Annotated in this window: 18 protein-coding genes and 1 pseudogene; 14 read left to right on the top strand and 5 right to left on the bottom strand. The window is 37.2% G+C overall.

From position 1 onward, the window contains the following. Positions 1 to 293: 293 nt before the first annotated feature. Positions 294 to 686, bottom strand: coding sequence for a hypothetical protein (locus EDD72_RS12785; protein ID WP_243643742.1), 393 nt, complete (start codon positions 684 to 686; stop codon positions 294 to 296). 183 nt (positions 687 to 869) lie between these two features. Between EDD72_RS12785 and EDD72_RS01310 the strand changes: the two genes are divergently transcribed. Both EDD72_RS01310 and EDD72_RS01305 read left to right on the top strand, forming a co-directional pair. Next, on the top strand, positions 870 to 1,112 hold the full coding sequence (locus EDD72_RS01310; RefSeq protein ID WP_132766814.1) for an SHOCT domain-containing protein: 243 nt from the start codon (positions 870 to 872) through the stop codon (positions 1,110 to 1,112). A gap of 322 nt (positions 1,113 to 1,434) precedes the next feature. Beyond that, complete coding sequence (locus EDD72_RS01305) at positions 1,435 to 2,346, top strand: DMT family transporter (RefSeq protein ID WP_132766813.1); 912 nt, start codon at positions 1,435 to 1,437, stop codon at positions 2,344 to 2,346. A 48-nt stretch (positions 2,347 to 2,394) separates the two neighbouring features. On the opposite strand, the gene EDD72_RS01300 is transcribed toward EDD72_RS01305, so the two are convergent. After that, positions 2,395 to 2,877 carry an S-ribosylhomocysteine lyase gene (locus EDD72_RS01300; protein ID WP_132766812.1) on the bottom strand — a complete coding sequence of 161 codons (483 nt, stop codon included), beginning with the start codon at positions 2,875 to 2,877 and terminating at the stop codon, positions 2,395 to 2,397. A gap of 136 nt (positions 2,878 to 3,013) precedes the next feature. On the opposite strand from EDD72_RS01300, the gene EDD72_RS01295 reads away from it, so the two are divergent. The 8 genes and pseudogenes from EDD72_RS01295 to EDD72_RS01260 all read left to right on the top strand — a co-directional run bounded on the left by EDD72_RS01295 (position 3,014) and on the right by EDD72_RS01260 (position 10,300). Then, on the top strand, positions 3,014 to 3,241 hold the full coding sequence (locus tag EDD72_RS01295) for an SHOCT domain-containing protein (protein ID WP_165894907.1): 228 nt from the start codon (positions 3,014 to 3,016) through the stop codon (positions 3,239 to 3,241). A 39-nt stretch (positions 3,242 to 3,280) separates the two neighbouring features. Next, a complete protein-coding gene (locus EDD72_RS01290; protein ID WP_132766810.1) occupies positions 3,281 to 3,760 on the top strand; it encodes a hypothetical protein in 480 nt (159 codons plus the stop codon). Between the two features lie 808 nt (positions 3,761 to 4,568). Beyond that, complete coding sequence (locus EDD72_RS01285) at positions 4,569 to 5,549, top strand: ABC transporter substrate-binding protein (RefSeq protein WP_132766809.1); 981 nt, start codon at positions 4,569 to 4,571, stop codon at positions 5,547 to 5,549. Positions 5,550 to 5,861: 312 nt separating this feature from the next. Then, positions 5,862 to 6,115: pseudogene (locus tag EDD72_RS12780) on the top strand (reverse transcriptase domain-containing protein); the annotation flags it as partial. 133 nt (positions 6,116 to 6,248) lie between these two features. Continuing rightward, the gene (locus EDD72_RS01275; protein ID WP_165894905.1) at positions 6,249 to 7,883 is read left to right on the top strand and encodes a biotin/lipoyl-containing protein; all 1,635 of its coding nucleotides are present in this window, start codon (positions 6,249 to 6,251) and stop codon (positions 7,881 to 7,883) included. A gap of 3 nt (positions 7,884 to 7,886) precedes the next feature. Further along, on the top strand, positions 7,887 to 8,627 hold the full coding sequence (locus tag EDD72_RS01270) for an ABC transporter ATP-binding protein (protein ID WP_132766807.1): 741 nt from the start codon (positions 7,887 to 7,889) through the stop codon (positions 8,625 to 8,627). After that, positions 8,624 to 9,793, top strand: a complete 1,170-nt coding sequence (locus EDD72_RS01265) for an ABC transporter permease (RefSeq protein WP_132766806.1) — start codon at positions 8,624 to 8,626, stop codon at positions 9,791 to 9,793. The genes EDD72_RS01270 and EDD72_RS01265 overlap by 4 nt, the downstream gene beginning before the upstream one ends. 18 nt (positions 9,794 to 9,811) lie before the next feature. After that, the gene (locus EDD72_RS01260) at positions 9,812 to 10,300 is read left to right on the top strand and encodes a hypothetical protein (RefSeq protein ID WP_132766805.1); all 489 of its coding nucleotides are present in this window, start codon (positions 9,812 to 9,814) and stop codon (positions 10,298 to 10,300) included. A gap of 311 nt (positions 10,301 to 10,611) precedes the next feature. Here EDD72_RS01260 and EDD72_RS12650 read toward each other — a convergent pair whose 3' ends face one another. From EDD72_RS12650 to EDD72_RS12445, 3 genes are all read right to left on the bottom strand, one after another. Continuing rightward, positions 10,612 to 11,157, bottom strand: a complete 546-nt coding sequence (locus EDD72_RS12650; protein WP_207893604.1) for a hypothetical protein — start codon at positions 11,155 to 11,157, stop codon at positions 10,612 to 10,614. Positions 11,158 to 11,486: 329 nt separating this feature from the next. Continuing rightward, entirely contained in the window at positions 11,487 to 11,699 is a 213-nt protein-coding gene (locus EDD72_RS01250) for a hypothetical protein (RefSeq protein ID WP_132766804.1), read from the bottom strand. After that, positions 11,692 to 11,853 carry a hypothetical protein gene (locus EDD72_RS12445; RefSeq protein WP_165894903.1) on the bottom strand — a complete coding sequence of 54 codons (162 nt, stop codon included), beginning with the start codon at positions 11,851 to 11,853 and terminating at the stop codon, positions 11,692 to 11,694. The genes EDD72_RS01250 and EDD72_RS12445 overlap by 8 nt, the downstream gene beginning before the upstream one ends. Positions 11,854 to 11,998: 145 nt before the next feature. Between EDD72_RS12445 and EDD72_RS01245 the strand changes: the two genes are divergently transcribed. The 4 genes from EDD72_RS01245 (at position 11,999) to EDD72_RS01230 (ending at position 17,215) form a co-directional block, all read left to right on the top strand. After that, positions 11,999 to 12,334, top strand: a complete 336-nt coding sequence (locus tag EDD72_RS01245) for a hypothetical protein (RefSeq protein ID WP_132766803.1) — start codon at positions 11,999 to 12,001, stop codon at positions 12,332 to 12,334. Positions 12,335 to 12,403: 69 nt separating this feature from the next. Beyond that, complete coding sequence (locus EDD72_RS01240; protein ID WP_243643741.1) at positions 12,404 to 13,510, top strand: M24 family metallopeptidase; 1,107 nt, start codon at positions 12,404 to 12,406, stop codon at positions 13,508 to 13,510. A gap of 80 nt (positions 13,511 to 13,590) precedes the next feature. Then, the gene (locus tag EDD72_RS01235; RefSeq protein WP_132766802.1) at positions 13,591 to 13,824 is read left to right on the top strand and encodes an alpha/beta-type small acid-soluble spore protein; all 234 of its coding nucleotides are present in this window, start codon (positions 13,591 to 13,593) and stop codon (positions 13,822 to 13,824) included. 139 nt (positions 13,825 to 13,963) lie between these two features. Beyond that, positions 13,964 to 17,215, top strand: coding sequence for a PD-(D/E)XK nuclease family protein (locus EDD72_RS01230; RefSeq protein ID WP_132766801.1), 3,252 nt, complete (start codon positions 13,964 to 13,966; stop codon positions 17,213 to 17,215). Positions 17,216 to 17,217 lie beyond the last annotated feature (2 nt).

Raw genomic sequence — 17,217 nt, 5'->3', positions numbered from 1 at the left:
TACTGCGTAAACTTAGGAACCGTCGTGTACCGAACGGTACGCACGGTGGTGTGGGAGGTCGGTTACTCAAATAATGAGTAACTTCCTACCCGATTTGCATATATTACGGCAACATGCGCCGGTTAAGCATGGAATTTGAAGGAGGTAATTTTATTATGCAAGATGATGTTTTAAATACCCAAACTAATCCAGTTGACCAGAAAGGTTATTTAAAAATTTGCACCAAGGCGGAAATTGAAAAGAAGAAAAAGCGACTGTCCATGTTTCAGTCGCTTTTTAACATCTATGCAATTCTACTCGCTATCTTTTTGGTTTTCTTTTTCATCAGTAGTTTTTTGTGGAATCAATGAATCAGAGATTTCTTCTAAATCAAATTCTTGAATAAATTCATCAATCACCATTTCAAGGGCCTTTAACTCGCCGCGAATTTCAGGATGAATCGCTTTATATTCTTCTTGTTCTAATTGGCGCTTCAACGTATTTCTGCGAATGAACATTCTTTCTAAGAAGTTTAAGATTTTCCCTCTACGAAAAGTTTGGGCCATTGTACGCTTACGGAATATCTCAGGCATTTCTTCACGGCCACAATAATAATGATGTCTCATACCACCACCTCGTTCAAACGGCATCATCATCCCATGTCCATATCCATGAAAAGGCCCTCTTCCCCATTTTTGATGAAACATGTTAAGTCCTCCTTTTTAAACGAATAATGAATATCTTTGTATACAAAAGTATACATTATTTATTTTTGGAATGCAAGGATTAAAAAGTGATTTTTTCTCTTCTCCATAAAAATTTCATAAATCAGTTGTAAATTATTAACCAGAAGGAAGTACAAACTATCAAATAAGAAGGAGGAGACAATTATGGGTCCAGGATTTGGTTATATTGGAGGCTGTGGAATAGGAGGTGGATTTGGTATGATGTTTTTTGGTTTGATTATCATCGGTTTGATTATCTATTTCATCGTAAAAGGTCAAAATAATCATCATCAATATGTACAAAAAAGCGTTCCAAACTCTGAAGCATTAGAGATCGCAAAAATACGACTTGCCAAAGGTGAGATTACAACGGAAGAATATGAAAATATTAGGAAGAATTTACTTTAATTTAAAAACCCGAGAAGGGGAAAAAAGATAATGAAAAAGAAACTTTTGATTGGAATTCTAGCTCCCGCATTGCTATCTCATGTGACAGATGAATCCTGACTTAACAATTGAACAATTAAAAGAACATTATGAAAGCATGCATGGAACTGTTGGATCTTCCAATAGTAACAACTTCCAACTATGATAGCAAAATCTTGATAAAGTGGCCGAATAGGCCGCTTTTTTATATGAGTAAATTTCATACTATCCCAGTCTTTTAAAATCACGAAAAATAGTGTAATCTATATTCCAATATCAGCAAAGACATAGATAGGGGATTAAGATGAAACAAATCTATTATGTTCTACTGCTTTTCACAAGTATGTTATGGGCAGGTAATTTTGTAGCTGGAAAATTTCTAATCGGTCATGCTTCATTTTTAACTTTAACGTCGATTCGTTGGATGATTGCTGTTCTTTTTCTTCTTCCTTTTGTTTGGATAAAAGAAAAAAGATTATTCCCGCCAAAAAAAAGCCTGTTTTTATTGTTCTTAATGGGAATGACTGGGGTTGATCTATTTAATATTTTTATGTTTCTAGCATTGGAAAGAACCAGTGCAGATAATGTAGGGCTGATTTCCGCCCTAAATCCAATTGCGATTGCCATTACCTCTTTTTTTATTTTGAAAGAGAAAATGAGTCTTCGTCAGGTAATAGGGATGGTTCTTTCATTTCTCGGTGTCTTAGTCGTGATTTCTCAAGGAGACTGGCAAAGAATTCTAAACTTTTCTTTTAATACGGGAGATTTATTTATGCTAGCTGCGGTTGGCGCTTGGGGCCTTTATTCAGTTGTTGGGAAAAAGGTGATGAATCAAGTTACTCCCTTTATGTCCACCTTATGGGCAGGAATATTCGGGGTTCTTACCTTGCTACCCTTTAATCTGTTTACGTTTAAAGTTACCAATCCATACGTTTCTTTTTGGTTGGCAACAGGGTATGTAAGTATAGGGGCAACAGTGCTTGGGATGGTCTTTTGGAATCTTGGTGTGCAAAAGATTGGCGGAACGACATCAGGAATGTTTTTAAATTTTAATCCGATCTTTACCGCGATCTTTGCATATGTGTTATTAAATGAACATTTTTCTTTTGTACAAATGATCGGAACGTTATTCGTGATTATTGGAGTTTATATTTTTACATTAAAAAGCAATTCTAAGCAGGCTGAAAAGGATAAAGAGATAAATATATCTGCATAAAAAAAGCGACTGTGTCTACATACAGTCGCTTTCGTATACGATGTAAATTTATTCAAAAACTTGATCCCATTTTTTTCTTTGGGCAAGGACTTTCCTTGCTATTTCTTTAGCCCCTTCAAGACTATGGCTTTTTGCGTTTCCACATTGAATTTCATTGGCTGCTGGGACTTCTGTTGCATGTAAAACATCTTGTAAAGTCTTCTCTAAGACATCTAATATTTCATCATAGTTGGAATGATTCATCACCGTTAAGTAAAAACCTGTTTGACATCCCATCGGACTTAAATCAATCACAGAGTCACAGTGATTCCGAATATTTTCCGCCATTAAATGCTCTAACGAATGAAGGGAAGGCATATCCATAAACTCTTTATTGGGTTGGCAAAAACGTAGGTCATACTTAAAGATTTCATCCCCGTGAATTCCCTTTTTCCTATCTACCAAACGAACATATGGAGCTTTGACTTTTGTATGATCAAGGTTAAAACTTTCAACATTCATCTTCTCACTCACGATTTTCCACTCCTTCATTATGTATAAGTTATTTAAAAATTATCACAAACAAATAAGTATCGCAATGAATAGATCTTCATTTTTTCTGCACATTTATTGTTTATCCTTATTTACGTAAGGGAGAACAAAGTAAATTTTTTAAGGAGGAATGAAAATGTGTGGTCCATTTGGACGTTTTCATGTAGGATATTATGGCCCAATGCAAAGACCAATGGAGTATGATCATCGATCTGAACCCTCGAATATGCAACATCATCAACATGTTAGTGGGACATTGAATCAAGATGAAAGTGCCTTGGGTATTTTACAAAAAAGATATGTAAAGGGCGAAATTTCTGAAGAAGAATATCAAAAAATGAAACGAGTTTTAATTGAGCAATAGTTTAGAAGTAAAAAGTGACGATAAGGAGAGAAAACAATTATGAAGAAAAAGATTGTAACAGGTATTTTGGCTGCAGCATTAGTTCTTGGTGGAGGTACAATGGCTTATGTCAGTTATGCACAATTCAATTCACCACTACTCACGAATAAAGAGCAATCGATTCAGCGAAATGTAAGTGATCGGGTTGAAACACAGCCAATGAACTATGAGTTACCAACAGTTCCATCCGAGTCGCAAAAAAATAGAGCTATACCTAATGTAGAACAAGCAAAAAAAATTATGGAACAGCAAGGAATCAACGTTGAACAAGCTCAAAAAGTTATGGAACAACAAGGTATTGATGTAAACGAGATGTACAAGCTGATGAATTCAGGGGCTAGTTTTGAACAGATGAATGATTTTATGAGCAAACAAAATGTCGATTATGGTAAAATGCAAGAATATATGAACCAAGTGAATCCATATGGAAATGCAAATCGACAAAGCAACAATTTTCAAGGAATGAGAAATTTTAGATAATAAGAGAATACTGTATGTTAATCAATGACCCCCTTTTTATTGAGTGACTGAGTTAGATTCAGTCACTTTTTTTATGTGCGCCCAGCATGGGCGCAAACTAGTCGGTGAAAGTCCGATACGGGGGCTGGTAGTGCCAACCGTTATTTGCCTGCCTTTAATTCTATAAAAATCCATAAAAAATGAATAATTGTAACCGTCAAGTAATTTTGAACACTTTTTGTTAATTAATTTTTAAGAGTTCATTGTAAAATTAAATGCAACAAAATAAATATATAGAAAACGCCATGGTAAATCCGTTATGATTAAGTCGTCCAAAACCATACATAACAGGAGGATTTACCGATGGCTTATTCTAATCATAACACAAAGAAACGTCATTTCAAACATCTCACTCCATATGAACGAGGTCAAATGGCTGCAAGACACCAAATGATCTATTTCTAAAAGAATTGCAAAATGTCGCTTAATCTTACTGGATTTGGTATTTTATATTTTGTTGCATTTATTATTGCAATTTAGGTAAATTTCTAAATAAATAAGCATTTACAAGGTTATCAATAAGTTTTGAAATATAGAATATACAATTTTAAGCGAATCGTCTATTAACTTGAACCTGGCGTTTTTTTCATGGTTCAGGGTATAAAATCAATGGTTATAAAGAATAATGTTCTCTATTTTTTTTCAATGATTATACTTATTTACGAAATTTTAATTCTGTGCTATATTAAAAACCAACAGAATAGAAGATGTTATGTTAGAGTTGAGAATTGGCAAAGAGCCAATGAGGAGAAAATGGAGGAGAGTTTAGATGAGAAGAGGTTTATTTATTGTAATTAGTCTTATTATGGTTTTATCGCTATTTACTGGATGCGTGAAAGAAACCCAACCGGAGAATTCGTCGGTAAAGGATGATTCTTCAAATGCAGTACCACTCAAGATTGGAATTACACAAATTGTGGAGCATCCCTCTTTAGATTCGATTCGTGAAGGTATATTAAAAGGATTAGCAGATAACGGTTTTGAAGATGGCAAGAACATCATCGTAGATTATCGGAATGCTCAAGGAGATCGAAATGTAGCGACTACAATTGCACAAAAATTCGTTACCGATAAAGTAAATATGATCATTGCGATAACCACACCATCTGCACAAGCTGCTTTTCAAGCAACTGAACAGGCAAAAAAGAACATTCCAGTTGTATTCTCTGCGGTTACCGATCCGGTTGCTGCTGGTTTGGTGAAAGCCTTTGACCAACCTGGAGAAAACATTACTGGAACCTCTGATATGGTTCCCATTGAAAAGCAAATTGATTTAATCAAAGAAATGGTACCAGATGTAAAAGCGATTGGTATCGTATATAATTCAGGTGAAGTAAATGCAGAAGTTCAGTTAGGAGCAGCGAAGAAGGCTGCAGAAGCAAAAGGCATCAAAATTGTGGAAGCAGGAGTAACCTCTACTTCAGAAGTGAGTCTAGGAACTGCGTCACTCATCGATAAAGTTGATGCACTTTTTATTCTGAATGATAATATGATTGTTTCTGCTTTGGATGCCGTGTTGAAAGTTGCAAAAGAAGCAAAGATTCCATTATTTGCATCCGATGGGGACTCTGTAAAACGAGGAGCAGTAGCCACTTACGGAATAGATCAATTTATGATTGGGGTTCAAACTGGAGAAATGGCAGCCAAAATTCTCAAAGGTGAATCTCCAAAGAATATTCCTGTTGAGGGAATCAAAGAGGTAACCTTAATCGTTAATGAAGAAGCCAAAAAGAACTTCGGTTTAAAATAGGTAACTGTCACCACACACTTAGAGAACTATTGGAGACAGTTATCTTTGACGATGTTTGAACGGTCTTAAAGAGAATACACTTTGAAAAATGCAGCATTTTGAAAAGGATAGTTTAAATTGAAGAGAATGTATTAAAGAAAAAGGATGGAGTAGATTCCATCCTTTTTTTCGTGCGCCCAGCATGGGCGAAAACTAGTCGTTGAAAGTCCGATACGGAGGCTGGTAGTGCCAACCGCTAGCTTAATTAAGCGGATTGCTAGCGAGCTGAATCATCTCGCACTATGGGGAAATGCTTACGGACAAGGGTGTCCACCGCGAGGTGGTTCATTAAGTCCATTACTAGCTAACATTCTTCTTGATGAAGTCGACAAAGAATTGGGGAAACGGGGACTTAGTTTATGTTGCTTGCTGATGATTGTAATATCTACGATAAAAGTGAAAAGGCTTGCAACAGAGTAATGAGGAACATAAGGAAAATCATTGAAGATCTCCTAAAATTGAAGGTGAATGAAAATAAGAGTGCCGTAGACCTTGTATCCAAAAGGAAATTTCTTGGATTCTCATTCTACTTGGATAAATTACTTTGCATTGCCAAGGCCTTTTTCAATCTTAATACTTTCTTAACAACTTCTAGAAACTTTTGTGAAAAGAAAATGATAGATTAAGCGTAGCTGATGGATAAGAATGGAGGGATCGAATTTGAAGAAAAGGTTAGAAAAATGGAAGACGAAAAAACGATTAACGATTATAGTCCTAAGTGCAGTTGTTCTATTATCAGGTGGGGGATTTAGCTATTATTATCTTACTGCTCAAGAAAATGTAGCAGCAGTATCCTACCAGACAAGCAAGGTTAAGAAAGGTGATCTTACGGTTACGGTGGATAGTTCAGGCGTTATTGAATATGGGAACCAAATGGATATTACGCCTACAGTAAATGGGACAGTTACTAAGATTTATGTTCAAGAAGGTGCAAAGGTTGAAGCAGGTGATCCACTTTTTGCTGTAGACGATAGCAGTTTACAAAATCAGATCAATCAAGCAAAGAATGAGTTGAAAAGCGCTCAGATAAAGTTAGCCGATTTATTACAGACTACTGTAAGTAATGTGAATAAGGTGACTGTTGATCGACTATTAACGATTTATGCACCAGCTGATGGTTATATTCACTATAATGTTCAGACAGGTTCGCCAGTTGGTGGAAGTACAGGAGCAAGTAGTAGCATTGCTACAATTCAAAATAAATCAATAATGAGATTCATTGCGAATGTTCCTGTTGAAAGAATAACTGATGTAAAAGTAGGTCAAGTGGCAGAAATCCAATCTGATGATGGAATAAGTAAAGTTATTGGGAAGGTTGAACGAATCTTCAATACTGAGGTTTGGGTTACCGTCAATAACCCTGGAAATCTGGAAAAAGGGTTAAAAGGAACAGCAGTCATTCAAACAGCAGCAGAACCGATTGAAGATGCAAAAGGGCAATATGAATATGTATCTGATGAAGTTATGGTCTTTTCCAAGGTAAGCGGAAATGTAGAAAAACTATATGTGAACAATGATACCTATGTTAAAAAGGGAACACCGATTATAAAAATTAGTAATCCTTCTTTAATCAATGATATTGAAAGTCAAAAATTAAATATTTCCAATATCCAATTAAAAATTGATCAACTAGAGAAAGAAAAAGACTCCCTAATTCAAAAGGCACCGATTGCAGGAATTATCCGCGATCTATCGATAGCAGAAGGGCAAGCCATAGCTCCATCTAATGCAGGTGGAAGTAGCGGAATCGCAAAGATTGAAAGCAATGATCTAGTAGCAAATATTGAGGTCGATGAAGTGGATATTGCGAAGGTAGCAGTTGGCCAAGAAGCAAATCTAACCATTCAAGCTTTACTAGGGGAAACGATTATTGGAAAAGTTAGCTCCATTTCGACAACTGGAATTGTGAAAGATGGCGTAACAACCTATAAAGTGACGATTATTTTCCCTGCCAATGAAAAAGTAAAAGCGGGAATGACAGTGGATGCTTCAATCATTGTGGCGAAAGCAGAAAATGTTTTAATGGTCCCTAACTCTAGTGTGATTGAAGTAAAAGATGGGAAATCTGTTCGGGTCATGAATGGTGATTTGATCAAGATGAAGCCTGTAGAGGTGGGTATTAGCAACGATACGATGACTGAGATTAAAAGTGGATTATTAGAGACAGATGTTGTCGTCACGGCTGTCGTTACACCCACAACGTCTTCATCCTCTGGTACAACGTCATCTAATTCTTCTCTCGTTCCTTCTAATGTTACCGTTCCAGGTATCAATGGTGGAGGAGGGAGAAAGTAGATTATGTTACGCTTAAATAACATCAACAAGGTCTATGGGATGGGCGATACAGAGTTTTATGCTCTAAAGAACATCGATGTTCATGTGAAGGAAGGCGATTTTGTAGCGATCATGGGACCGTCAGGTTCAGGAAAATCAACATTGATGAATATTTTGGGTTGCTTGGATAAACCGACTTCTGGAGAATACTTTATTGGCGAACATGAAGTGAGTCAGCTTTCGGATGATGCGTTGGCATCGATTCGTAATCAGTATCTTGGATTTATCTTTCAAAACTATAATCTATTGCCAACATTAACTGCCGTTGAAAATGTTGAGCTACCATTAATCTATCGGGGATTAAGTCGTAGTGAGAGACGAGAAAGGGCAGTAGAAGCACTAACAAAGGTTGGATTACAAGAACGGCTCTATCACCGCCCTAGTGAGCTATCTGGAGGACAGCAACAACGGGTCGCTATAGCAAGAGCCATTGCAGGGAATCCTACCGTATTACTAGCAGATGAGCCTACTGGAAACTTAGATAGTCGCTCAGAATTAGAGATTTTGGCGATATTCCAGGATTTGAACCGTCAAGGAATGACGATTTTAATCGTAACTCATGATGAGGTCGTTGCAGAGCATTGTCGTCGAATCATCCATGTTAAAGATGGTGAAATTATGACAAACAAGCTTATCCAAGAAGAATTAAGAAAAGATGCAGCGTATCAATTGACCACACTGCAAGTCAGCGAGGTGGTTGGATGAATCTATTTGAGAGTATACGTATTGCATGGCTTGGAATCAGAGGGAACAAGATTCGGTCGTTACTTACGATCCTTGGAGTGATTATTGGTGTTGCTGCGGTGATCTCGCTGATTTCTATTGGTCAAGGTGTTACGAAAAAGGTATCTTCGCAAATTGAAAGCCTTGGCACAAATTTGATTGTTGTTACAGGAATGAGAAATCAGGGGGGCGTGATTACGAGAGATGACATGAAGTTATTTGACAAATCACAATTAATTTCTAAAGTCGCTCCATCGATTTTTAAAACTGGGGTGAATGTAAAATGGGGAAATTCTACGCTGGGAGTGACGGTAGAAGGAACGAATGAAAACTATATGGATGTTCGAAACTTTCATGTTCAACAAGGAAGATTCATCACAATCGAGGACGTAGAAAAACGAAAACGGGTAGCGATTGTCGGTCAAGATGTGGTAACTGAATTGTTTGCAGGTCAAAGTCCAATTGGAGAAAGCATCACGATAGATGGTCAAAGATACTCTATAGTTGGAGTGATGGAGCCAAAAGGGGAAGTGATGGGGCAAGACCTAGATCACTATATTTTTATACCCGTTAGTTCAGCAGAACGATTATTTGGATCAACAAAACTGAATACGATGTATGTACAGACCGCTTCCTCAGATCAATCTCAGGCTGCGATTAGTGAAATTGCATCCATCTTTGAAGGGAAATTCGGAAAACCAGACCTTGTGAAGATTACTAGTCAAGATCAGCTATTAGGAACGATGGATTCGATGAGTAAAACATTAACGATGATGTTAGGTGCCATTGCAGGAATTTCCTTACTTGTTGGTGGTATTGGAATTATGAATATAATGCTGGTATCTGTTACCGAACGTACTAGAGAGATTGGTATACGCAAAGCCATTGGGGCCAAAAGAAGGGATATTTTATCTCAATTTCTTATTGAATCAATCATTTTAAGTATTTCCGGTGGAATTATAGGGATCATCATTGGAATTATTGTTTCAAAGGTCGTCTCTTCGTCACTTGGTTGGGTAACCATCGTTTCATTTTGGTCGATTCTATTATCCTTCTCGTTCTCTGTATTAGTAGGCATCTTCTTTGGGATTTACCCGGCATTAAAGGCATCAAAACTAGATCCAATAGTCGCTTTACGACATGAATAGAAAATGGGGGAATTGAAAATGAATCAATTTAAAAAAAGCAAGAAAGTAATAGGTATGTTTTTGTTCATTGTTCTAATTGTAACCACGTTTGTCGGTTGTTCGTCATCAACAGCTGCAGATGTAACGACGGATATGACGAAATTCTTTGCTAGTATAAGTCGGATTGAGAGGGAAACCCCTCAAGGATTAAAGCTTACTAAGGAACAAGCAGAACAACTTCTAACCATTATTAATCCAGTTGTAGGAGGAATGCCATTAACTCCAGATTTAGCAGAAACAATGCTAAAGGATGCAGAAAATCTATTAAATAAGGAACAATTAAAAATGATTGAAGATACCAAATCTAAGCTAGGCACACCAACTGAAGGAATGACACCAGGAAGTGACCAAGGACCAGGAAACGGATCAGGAACACCAGGTAACGGTACACCTGGGAGTGGCGCAAATGGTGGAACTAACATGTTCATCCGCTTAGATGAAACAATAACAGAAAACTATTTGAAATAGACGAGGAATCAAACAGCCCATCACTAAGGGAAACTACGACAAAACGAGGCGTGTTACCCCTTGGTTGTTTCGGACCAACCAAGGTTTCCATGTAAATGCAGACTTTAACGGGAGCCTCAACATCTTGTGGCAAGCCTATGAAGGTATTCCCAAGATGATTTAGTCTGTGAGGGATAATGGATGTGTGAACCATCCCAAGCGAATAAGGGTGACCTATTGTAAGGCGGAAACTTAAATACCAATCTTCGCTGAAGAAAGTTCCAATTCTAAAGGATAGGAAGCCCCCACCACTTTAGGTGGTGGGTAGTTCACTATCTTTCATCATCTTCGTCATCAGGTTTTGGGGGTAATCCCATTAGTCCAGGTCCGCCAGGTCCAAAACCACCAGGTCCGCCAGGTCCAAAACCACCAGGTCCGCCAGGTCCAAAACCACCAGGTCCGCTAGGTCCGAAACCATCAGGTTCGCCAGGTCCGAAACCATCAGGTCCGCCAGGTCCAAAACCACCGGGTCCGCCAGGTCCGAAACCACCAGGTCCGCCAGGTCCGAAACCATCAGGTCCGCCAGGTCCGAAACCACCAGGTCCGCCAGGTCCAAAACCACCAGGTCCGCTAGGTCCAAAACCATCAGGTCCGCCAGGTCCGAAACCATCAGGTCCGCTAGGTCCGAAACCACCAGGTCCGCCAGGTCCGAAACCACCGGGTCCGCCGGGTCCGAAACCACCAGGACCTCTCGGACCAGGTCTTCTAGTATTACCCTTATTTTTATTTCCGGGGATTGGACCTCTTGGTCTTCCACGTCTAGTTCTACTTTGTTGAGCCATCTGCCGAATCATATCAAAGAAATTGTTTTGGGCCAAATAATAAACCTCCTTTGATTTTTTTGAAAAGTTCACTATTAAACTATGCACGGGTTGAATAAATTGGAATAAGGGCAAATATCTATTTTTGAAGGAATATCTTCTATGAATGGAGTATCTTTATATCGGATTAATGCTCGCTACGCTTGTCCGATTTTTTCATGGTCGTATTTCTAAATTACTTTTTACGTTATCGGTTTCGTAAGAGTAAGGAAGATTTAGCAAGCCATTATTTTCATGGAGAATATCATTAAGGTTAAAATATAAACAAAAGAATAAAAATAATAAACCAGCCTAAAAATGGGCCGGTTTTTACACTATCTAGGTATTTATTTCAACGATTCAATAAATCTCATCAAGGATTTTCGTTGTTCTGGCGTTAATTCTAATGCAACATCGACTAAATGCTGAATATCTTGCGGCAGGGGTTTATGATTAATTTGCTCCACTCCAAGCTGGTTAATCACATCTTCTAATAATAATTTTGTCTCATCCAATTGTTTATAAATATGTATCAATGATTTTAGAATCGATTCATTCATCGGCTTCCTCTAACACTAATAATTTTTCGATTTCTTTCTTAATCTTAATCAGTTCTTCAGGTGTCATTTTTTTTACATCGCGAATCATATGGTCTAATTTAATCGAACGAAACTCATCAAGATAGGCTGGAATGGATTGAGAACTGATGGCCATTTTTTTACCCCCTTCTATCATTCAGTGCAAGAATTATATTACCACGTCTTTCGGCAAAAATAAACATGAATATAGGCTCAATTTTGTAAGTTCTTGTAGGAAAAAGTCGGATTTAAAGGAATGATTGGTTTTAGGGGGTGGAATAATGGCTTATTTGGTGTATGGTTTGTTTCTCGTTTTACTTGTGGTTGATAATCCGTTTAAAAAAATTCACATTCAGTCAAATTTAAAAAAAATCTTAGACTGGTCTTTATTGATTTCTGCACTGATTCACGGGTTTGTAGAGTGGAGGACTTTAGAACCATTTTCTTTTTCTCCTGCCTTCATTTCTGGGGTTTTATTTTATGGATTGATCTTCACTTTTATTGGTGCAGGTGAAAATAAGGGAATTGAAGATAAAGCAGCAAGAAAAATTTTTAAAAGAATGAGTTGGGTTTTATTGTTTTTTATTAGTTTGTTCCATGTTTTTAAAGTCTTATAATGGAAATAGTTGCTTTTCTAATCAAGTAAAATAGTGGATAAAAATTAAAAAGAGGGGAATTGGGATTCAATGGGTAACGGATTGGATAAAAGAATTGAACGATTCATGAATTGGATGAAAAGAGAGCAAATTGAACTTGCTTTAATTACAACACCAACCAATGTTTATTATTTGACAGGGTTTTATACAAATCCTCACGAACGGTTTATGGGATTATTTTTAACGGTCACCGGTGATGTATTTTTAATTGTGCCTGAATTAGACAAGAATCAAGCGATTGAAAAGAGTGGTTTATCAAGTGTATTAGGTTATTCTGATTCGGAAGGACCTGACTTTATCATCGAAAAAATGGTTCAGGTCAATCGAAACACGCGAATGGGAATTGAACAAGGGAATATCAATTACAAAACGGTTTTATGGCTACAAAGACTGCTTCAGGTTGAAAACTTTCTTGATTTGGAATCAGGTTTTAACGAATTACGACTGATTAAAGATGAAACAGAAATTAAATTCCTTCAAGAAGCAGCTCATTTTGCAGATCGTGCTGTAGAAATTGGAATTCAATCCCTAAAAATCGGAAAAAGCGAATTAGAAATTATTGCCGAAATTGAATATCAATTAAAAAAGCAAGGGATTGAAAGAATGTCTTTTGATACAATGGTTCTTACCGGAAAAAAATCGGCATTACCCCATGGTAAACCGGGAAAAGATAAGATTCAGGAAGGTGATTTCGTCTTATTTGATTTAGGAGTCGTCTTTAATGGTTATTGTTCAGATATTTCTCGAACAGTCGTAATGGGTACTCCTTCAGAAGAACAAAGGAAGATTTATACAATTGTTAAACAAGCCCAACAAATGGCAATTAATGCTGTAAAACCGAATATATCCATTAAACAAATTGACTTAAGTGCAAGAAACTACATTTCCAAAGCAGGGTATGGGGAATATTTTATCCATCGAACTGGTCATGGTTTAGGTCTTGATGTTCATGAATATCCTTCCATTCATGAGAAAAATGAAGGAATCTTAAAAGAAGGAATGGTATTCACGATTGAACCAGGGATATATGTTCCACAAGTAGGTGGGGTACGGATCGAAGACGATGTTATCGTTACTAGAAATGGGGTTCGTGTTTTAACTTCATTCACCAAAGAGTTGATTCAGATCGGGATGTAAAAATTACCAACAAATTTTATGAATGGATATCACCTCTATGACAAATATTATACATACACCACTCAAGGAGGTGATATCAGATGGCAAAAGGACAAGAACGTTCTAGCAACTGGTTAGTAGTACCTCAAGCTGCTCAAGCTCTTGATCAAATGAAATTCGAAATTGCTCAAGAGTTAGGTATCCAAATTCCTGCTGATGGATACATGGGTTTCATCGCTTCTCGCGATAACGGTGCGATTGGGGGTAACATCACCCGTCGTCTCGTTCAAATGGCTGAACAACAATTAGCAGGACAAACTGGTATGACTCGTTAATTTCACTTCAAAACTAAATCACTGGTATACTACGAGGCAGTGGAGCAATCTACTGCCTTTCCTGTTTTTTGTACATCCCCATAAACCAAAAGATATGATAGCATAAAAGGAAAGAATATGGAGGTAAAGGGGATTTGTCATGAAGAAGATCTTTCAATATGATACATATATTCCCTTGGGAACAGGATTATATACATTACCGATTACTCAAGAAAACAAAAAATGGATTTACCTTATTCCAACTGCATCCTTGTTTCTTCGTGTAAAAGAAATCATCAATCGCTTAGAACCTCATTTTGCTCAGATGATCGAGATCATGACTTTTGACCAAATGATGAGAGTACTCACTTCTTATTCTCATTCAAAAAAGATGTTAACTCCATCCAAACAAGAACTCATTGTTAAGAAGGCAGTAGAGAAAGTAAATCAAGAAAAAGGATTTCAATACTTTCGTGATTCCATACATAAAAATGGTTGGCTTCATCAAATTGAAATTTGGTTAGGAGAGATACGACGGGCGAATGTTACTCCTGAACAACTGGCTGTTTTTTGGCGAGAACATTCGCAAAAATACCAAGAATTAATTTGGATCTACCAAACATATAAACAATTATTGGAACATTATTCCTTTATTGATCATGAAGAACCCTACTATTCTTTTCTTTATGATGTCAATACTGAGATTTCTTTGGATCAATATCATGGTATTGTTACCGATCAATTTTATGACTTTTCACCTATTCAAATGAACGTTCTCAACAAAATGGGGAATTTGGGATTAGATATTCTAATTCATCTTGCCATTGATGAAAAGCGAAGCGATTTGTTTCAGTGGACAAGAAATACGATACGTTATTTGCAGGAATTAGACTTTATGATTGAGAAGGGTTCTTACGAAGGAAACGGGGAGCCTATTAATCAAACAATTCAGCAATTAAATCAATCTTTATTTTCAAAGTTTCCTGAGAAAATTCATGCGAATTCAAAGGTTCATCTGTTTGAATCCACAGGAATTCAACGAGAAGTGGAGATGATGGCTGCTGAGATCAAATCTTTAGTTTGGAACCAAAAAGTACCTTTGGAAAAAATAGCTATCATCATCTCTCAACTTGAACAATATGAGGATTCATTGCATAGGGTTATGAGGGATTCAGGAATTCCGATTCGTCTTGCTAAAAAAGAACGTTTGATTCATAATCCGTTTGTACAAGCGATCCTTACCTTACTAAAAGCACTAAATGGGCAAAAAGAATACTGGATCTCTATCATGCTAAGCCCTTATTTTTCATGGAAAAAAAAGATTAATCCTCAGCAGTGGATAATGATCTTTCGTGAATGTGGTTATCCGATCTCTCGATCTACTTGGAATGAACGTTTTGAAAAATATTTGGTTCGGAATGAAGGAAAGAGAGAGAATCTTTTGATCTATAATGATGTGATGCAGCAATTATTTGATCTGCAAGATCAGCTGCCAAAAAAAGGTTCGCATGAACAATTTGCTCAATATCTGCAAAAGATAGAACGAACATTAAAGGTTAAAGAAAAGATCAAACATTTTTTCCTGCAGAATCCAACCGATGAAGCTGCTTTTCGTGATCTAAAAGCGTATGACCAATGGTTTGAAATTAAAAGTGAATTAGCAGAGATCGATCAACTTGTAGAATCGGAGCAAGAAATTCCGTTTTGGGATTGGCTTCAGTCCTTAATTTTAGCTTGTGAACAAAGTACTTATGAATATAGTCAAGGAAAAAAAGCAGGAATTCATATCCTTAAACCAAATCAGATTCGTGGTCGACAATTTCAAGTTGTATTTATTACGGGATTAGTTGAAGGGGAGTTTCCTAGAGCAATAAAAAATGACTGGCTAATGCCCGATGAAGATCGGCGAGAGTTACGACAGTATGGTGTATTTTTGACATTGTCACATGATTATGAGAAACAACAAAAATATCAGTTCTTCCAAAGTATCTCTGCTGCTACAGACCAAATCTATTTGGTATATTCAGCAAAAACCGAAGACGGAAAAGAGCAACTACGTTCCTTTTTTATTGATGAAGTTCTTGATCTCTTTCAAAAAGAGTCGATCGATCATCGAAAACAAGATATCTCAGAAGTGATACCGAGTCATTGGGAAAGTTGTACGTCTGAACGGCAAATGATTACTAAAATTTATCATGAACTTTATCAAGGATTTGACCCTCTTCGGAAAAAAGAGGCTCTGATGCGAAAAAGACAATATGAAAAGAAAGATCGTTTGCTATGGGAGGCGATTGACCGAGGAGTGGAAGTGGAACAGAGAAGGGAAGAACTTGACTCTGCTTATGATGGGATTTTGCAAAATCCACGGTTTAAAAGCGAAATAAAAGAACAATTAGCTAACAAGGTTTGGAGTACTACGCAGTTAAACGAAGCCAATTTTTGCCGCTTCTCTTATTTTGCTACCCATCTCTTAAAACTTTCAGAGTGGGAAGAACAAGAGGAAAGCCTAAATCCAATCGAAAAAGGAGATTTATTTCATCGAATCCTCCAACGGTTTTTTGACCGCTTCCGTCAAGAAAAGGAAGAGAAATTTTCACCTGAACACTATGAAACTTATCGAAAATGGCTGTTGGATATTGCAAAAGAAGAATGGCAATTGATAAAGAATCAAGACCTTCGTTTTCTTGATCCTGTTCTTACGGATTTAGATTTTAAACGGATCCTTCAAGATGTAAAGCAAATTTTGGAACATGAAACCCATTGGCGCGAAAAAAGCAGTACTTATTTCTATCCACAATTCTTAGAGTTGTCTTTCGGTTTGCCAATCGAAGAAGAAATGTTGCGAAATGGTGAGATTGATCCTTCCTCAGTAAAGGAACATGCGAAAGTGAAACTTCGGGAACGGACTCTTTTATTAAGAGGAAAAATCGACCGGGTTGATATCAATCATCAAGGGCAGTTTGTCGTATATGATTACAAATCTGGTCAAGCACCTAACCCAAAAGAAATTAGGGAAGCCGATCATCTTCAGTTGCCGATCTATTTATTCGTTCTTGAAACATTGCTAGGTTTTAATCTTGATCAAGCTGTTGGCGTAGCTTTTTATACGAGAGGTGAAAAACGTCAAGGAGAAAGACCAAAGGATAATCGAAACAAAGGCTTGTGGAAAAGTGATTGGTTAGAACATGTTGGTTTATCGAAACGAATGAAATCACATGTTCAAGAAGAAGATTGGAAGATATGGCTCGAAGGGGTGAAGGAACGAATCGAGCAGTTGTTGGGTCAATTGGAGCAGGGGGATTTTGGCGTATTACCAAACAAGGAATGTCCTACTTATTGTCCTTATCAATATATTTGTCGAAAAGACACTGAGCGAATAAAGAAAAAGCTTCTGGCAAGGGAGGGGAAATAGTC

It is taken from the genome of Tepidibacillus fermentans, from assembly GCF_004342885.1.
Classification (GTDB): domain Bacteria; phylum Bacillota; class Bacilli; order Tepidibacillales; family Tepidibacillaceae; genus Tepidibacillus; species Tepidibacillus fermentans.
This window is presented reverse-complemented; position numbering and strand designations above follow the sequence as displayed.

Coding starts and splice junctions, on each gene's coding strand:
- EDD72_RS12785 (WP_243643742.1), bottom strand. CDS start 686: ATGTTTCATCAAAAATGGGGAAGAGGGCCTTTTCATGGATATGGACAT.
- EDD72_RS01310 (WP_132766814.1), top strand. CDS start 870: ATGGGTCCAGGATTTGGTTATATTGGAGGCTGTGGAATAGGAGGTGGA.
- EDD72_RS01305 (WP_132766813.1), top strand. CDS start 1,435: ATGAAACAAATCTATTATGTTCTACTGCTTTTCACAAGTATGTTATGG.
- EDD72_RS01300 (WP_132766812.1), bottom strand. CDS start 2,877: ATGAAGGAGTGGAAAATCGTGAGTGAGAAGATGAATGTTGAAAGTTTT.
- EDD72_RS01295 (WP_165894907.1), top strand. CDS start 3,014: ATGTGTGGTCCATTTGGACGTTTTCATGTAGGATATTATGGCCCAATG.
- EDD72_RS01290 (WP_132766810.1), top strand. CDS start 3,281: ATGAAGAAAAAGATTGTAACAGGTATTTTGGCTGCAGCATTAGTTCTT.
- EDD72_RS01285 (WP_132766809.1), top strand. CDS start 4,569: ATGAGAAGAGGTTTATTTATTGTAATTAGTCTTATTATGGTTTTATCG.
- EDD72_RS01270 (WP_132766807.1), top strand. CDS start 7,887: ATGTTACGCTTAAATAACATCAACAAGGTCTATGGGATGGGCGATACA.
- EDD72_RS01265 (WP_132766806.1), top strand. CDS start 8,624: ATGAATCTATTTGAGAGTATACGTATTGCATGGCTTGGAATCAGAGGG.
- EDD72_RS01260 (WP_132766805.1), top strand. CDS start 9,812: ATGAATCAATTTAAAAAAAGCAAGAAAGTAATAGGTATGTTTTTGTTC.
- EDD72_RS01250 (WP_132766804.1), bottom strand. CDS start 11,699: ATGAATGAATCGATTCTAAAATCATTGATACATATTTATAAACAATTG.
- EDD72_RS12445 (WP_165894903.1), bottom strand. CDS start 11,853: ATGGCCATCAGTTCTCAATCCATTCCAGCCTATCTTGATGAGTTTCGT.
- EDD72_RS01245 (WP_132766803.1), top strand. CDS start 11,999: ATGGCTTATTTGGTGTATGGTTTGTTTCTCGTTTTACTTGTGGTTGAT.
- EDD72_RS01240 (WP_243643741.1), top strand. CDS start 12,404: ATGGGTAACGGATTGGATAAAAGAATTGAACGATTCATGAATTGGATG.
- EDD72_RS01235 (WP_132766802.1), top strand. CDS start 13,591: ATGGCAAAAGGACAAGAACGTTCTAGCAACTGGTTAGTAGTACCTCAA.
- EDD72_RS01230 (WP_132766801.1), top strand. CDS start 13,964: ATGAAGAAGATCTTTCAATATGATACATATATTCCCTTGGGAACAGGA.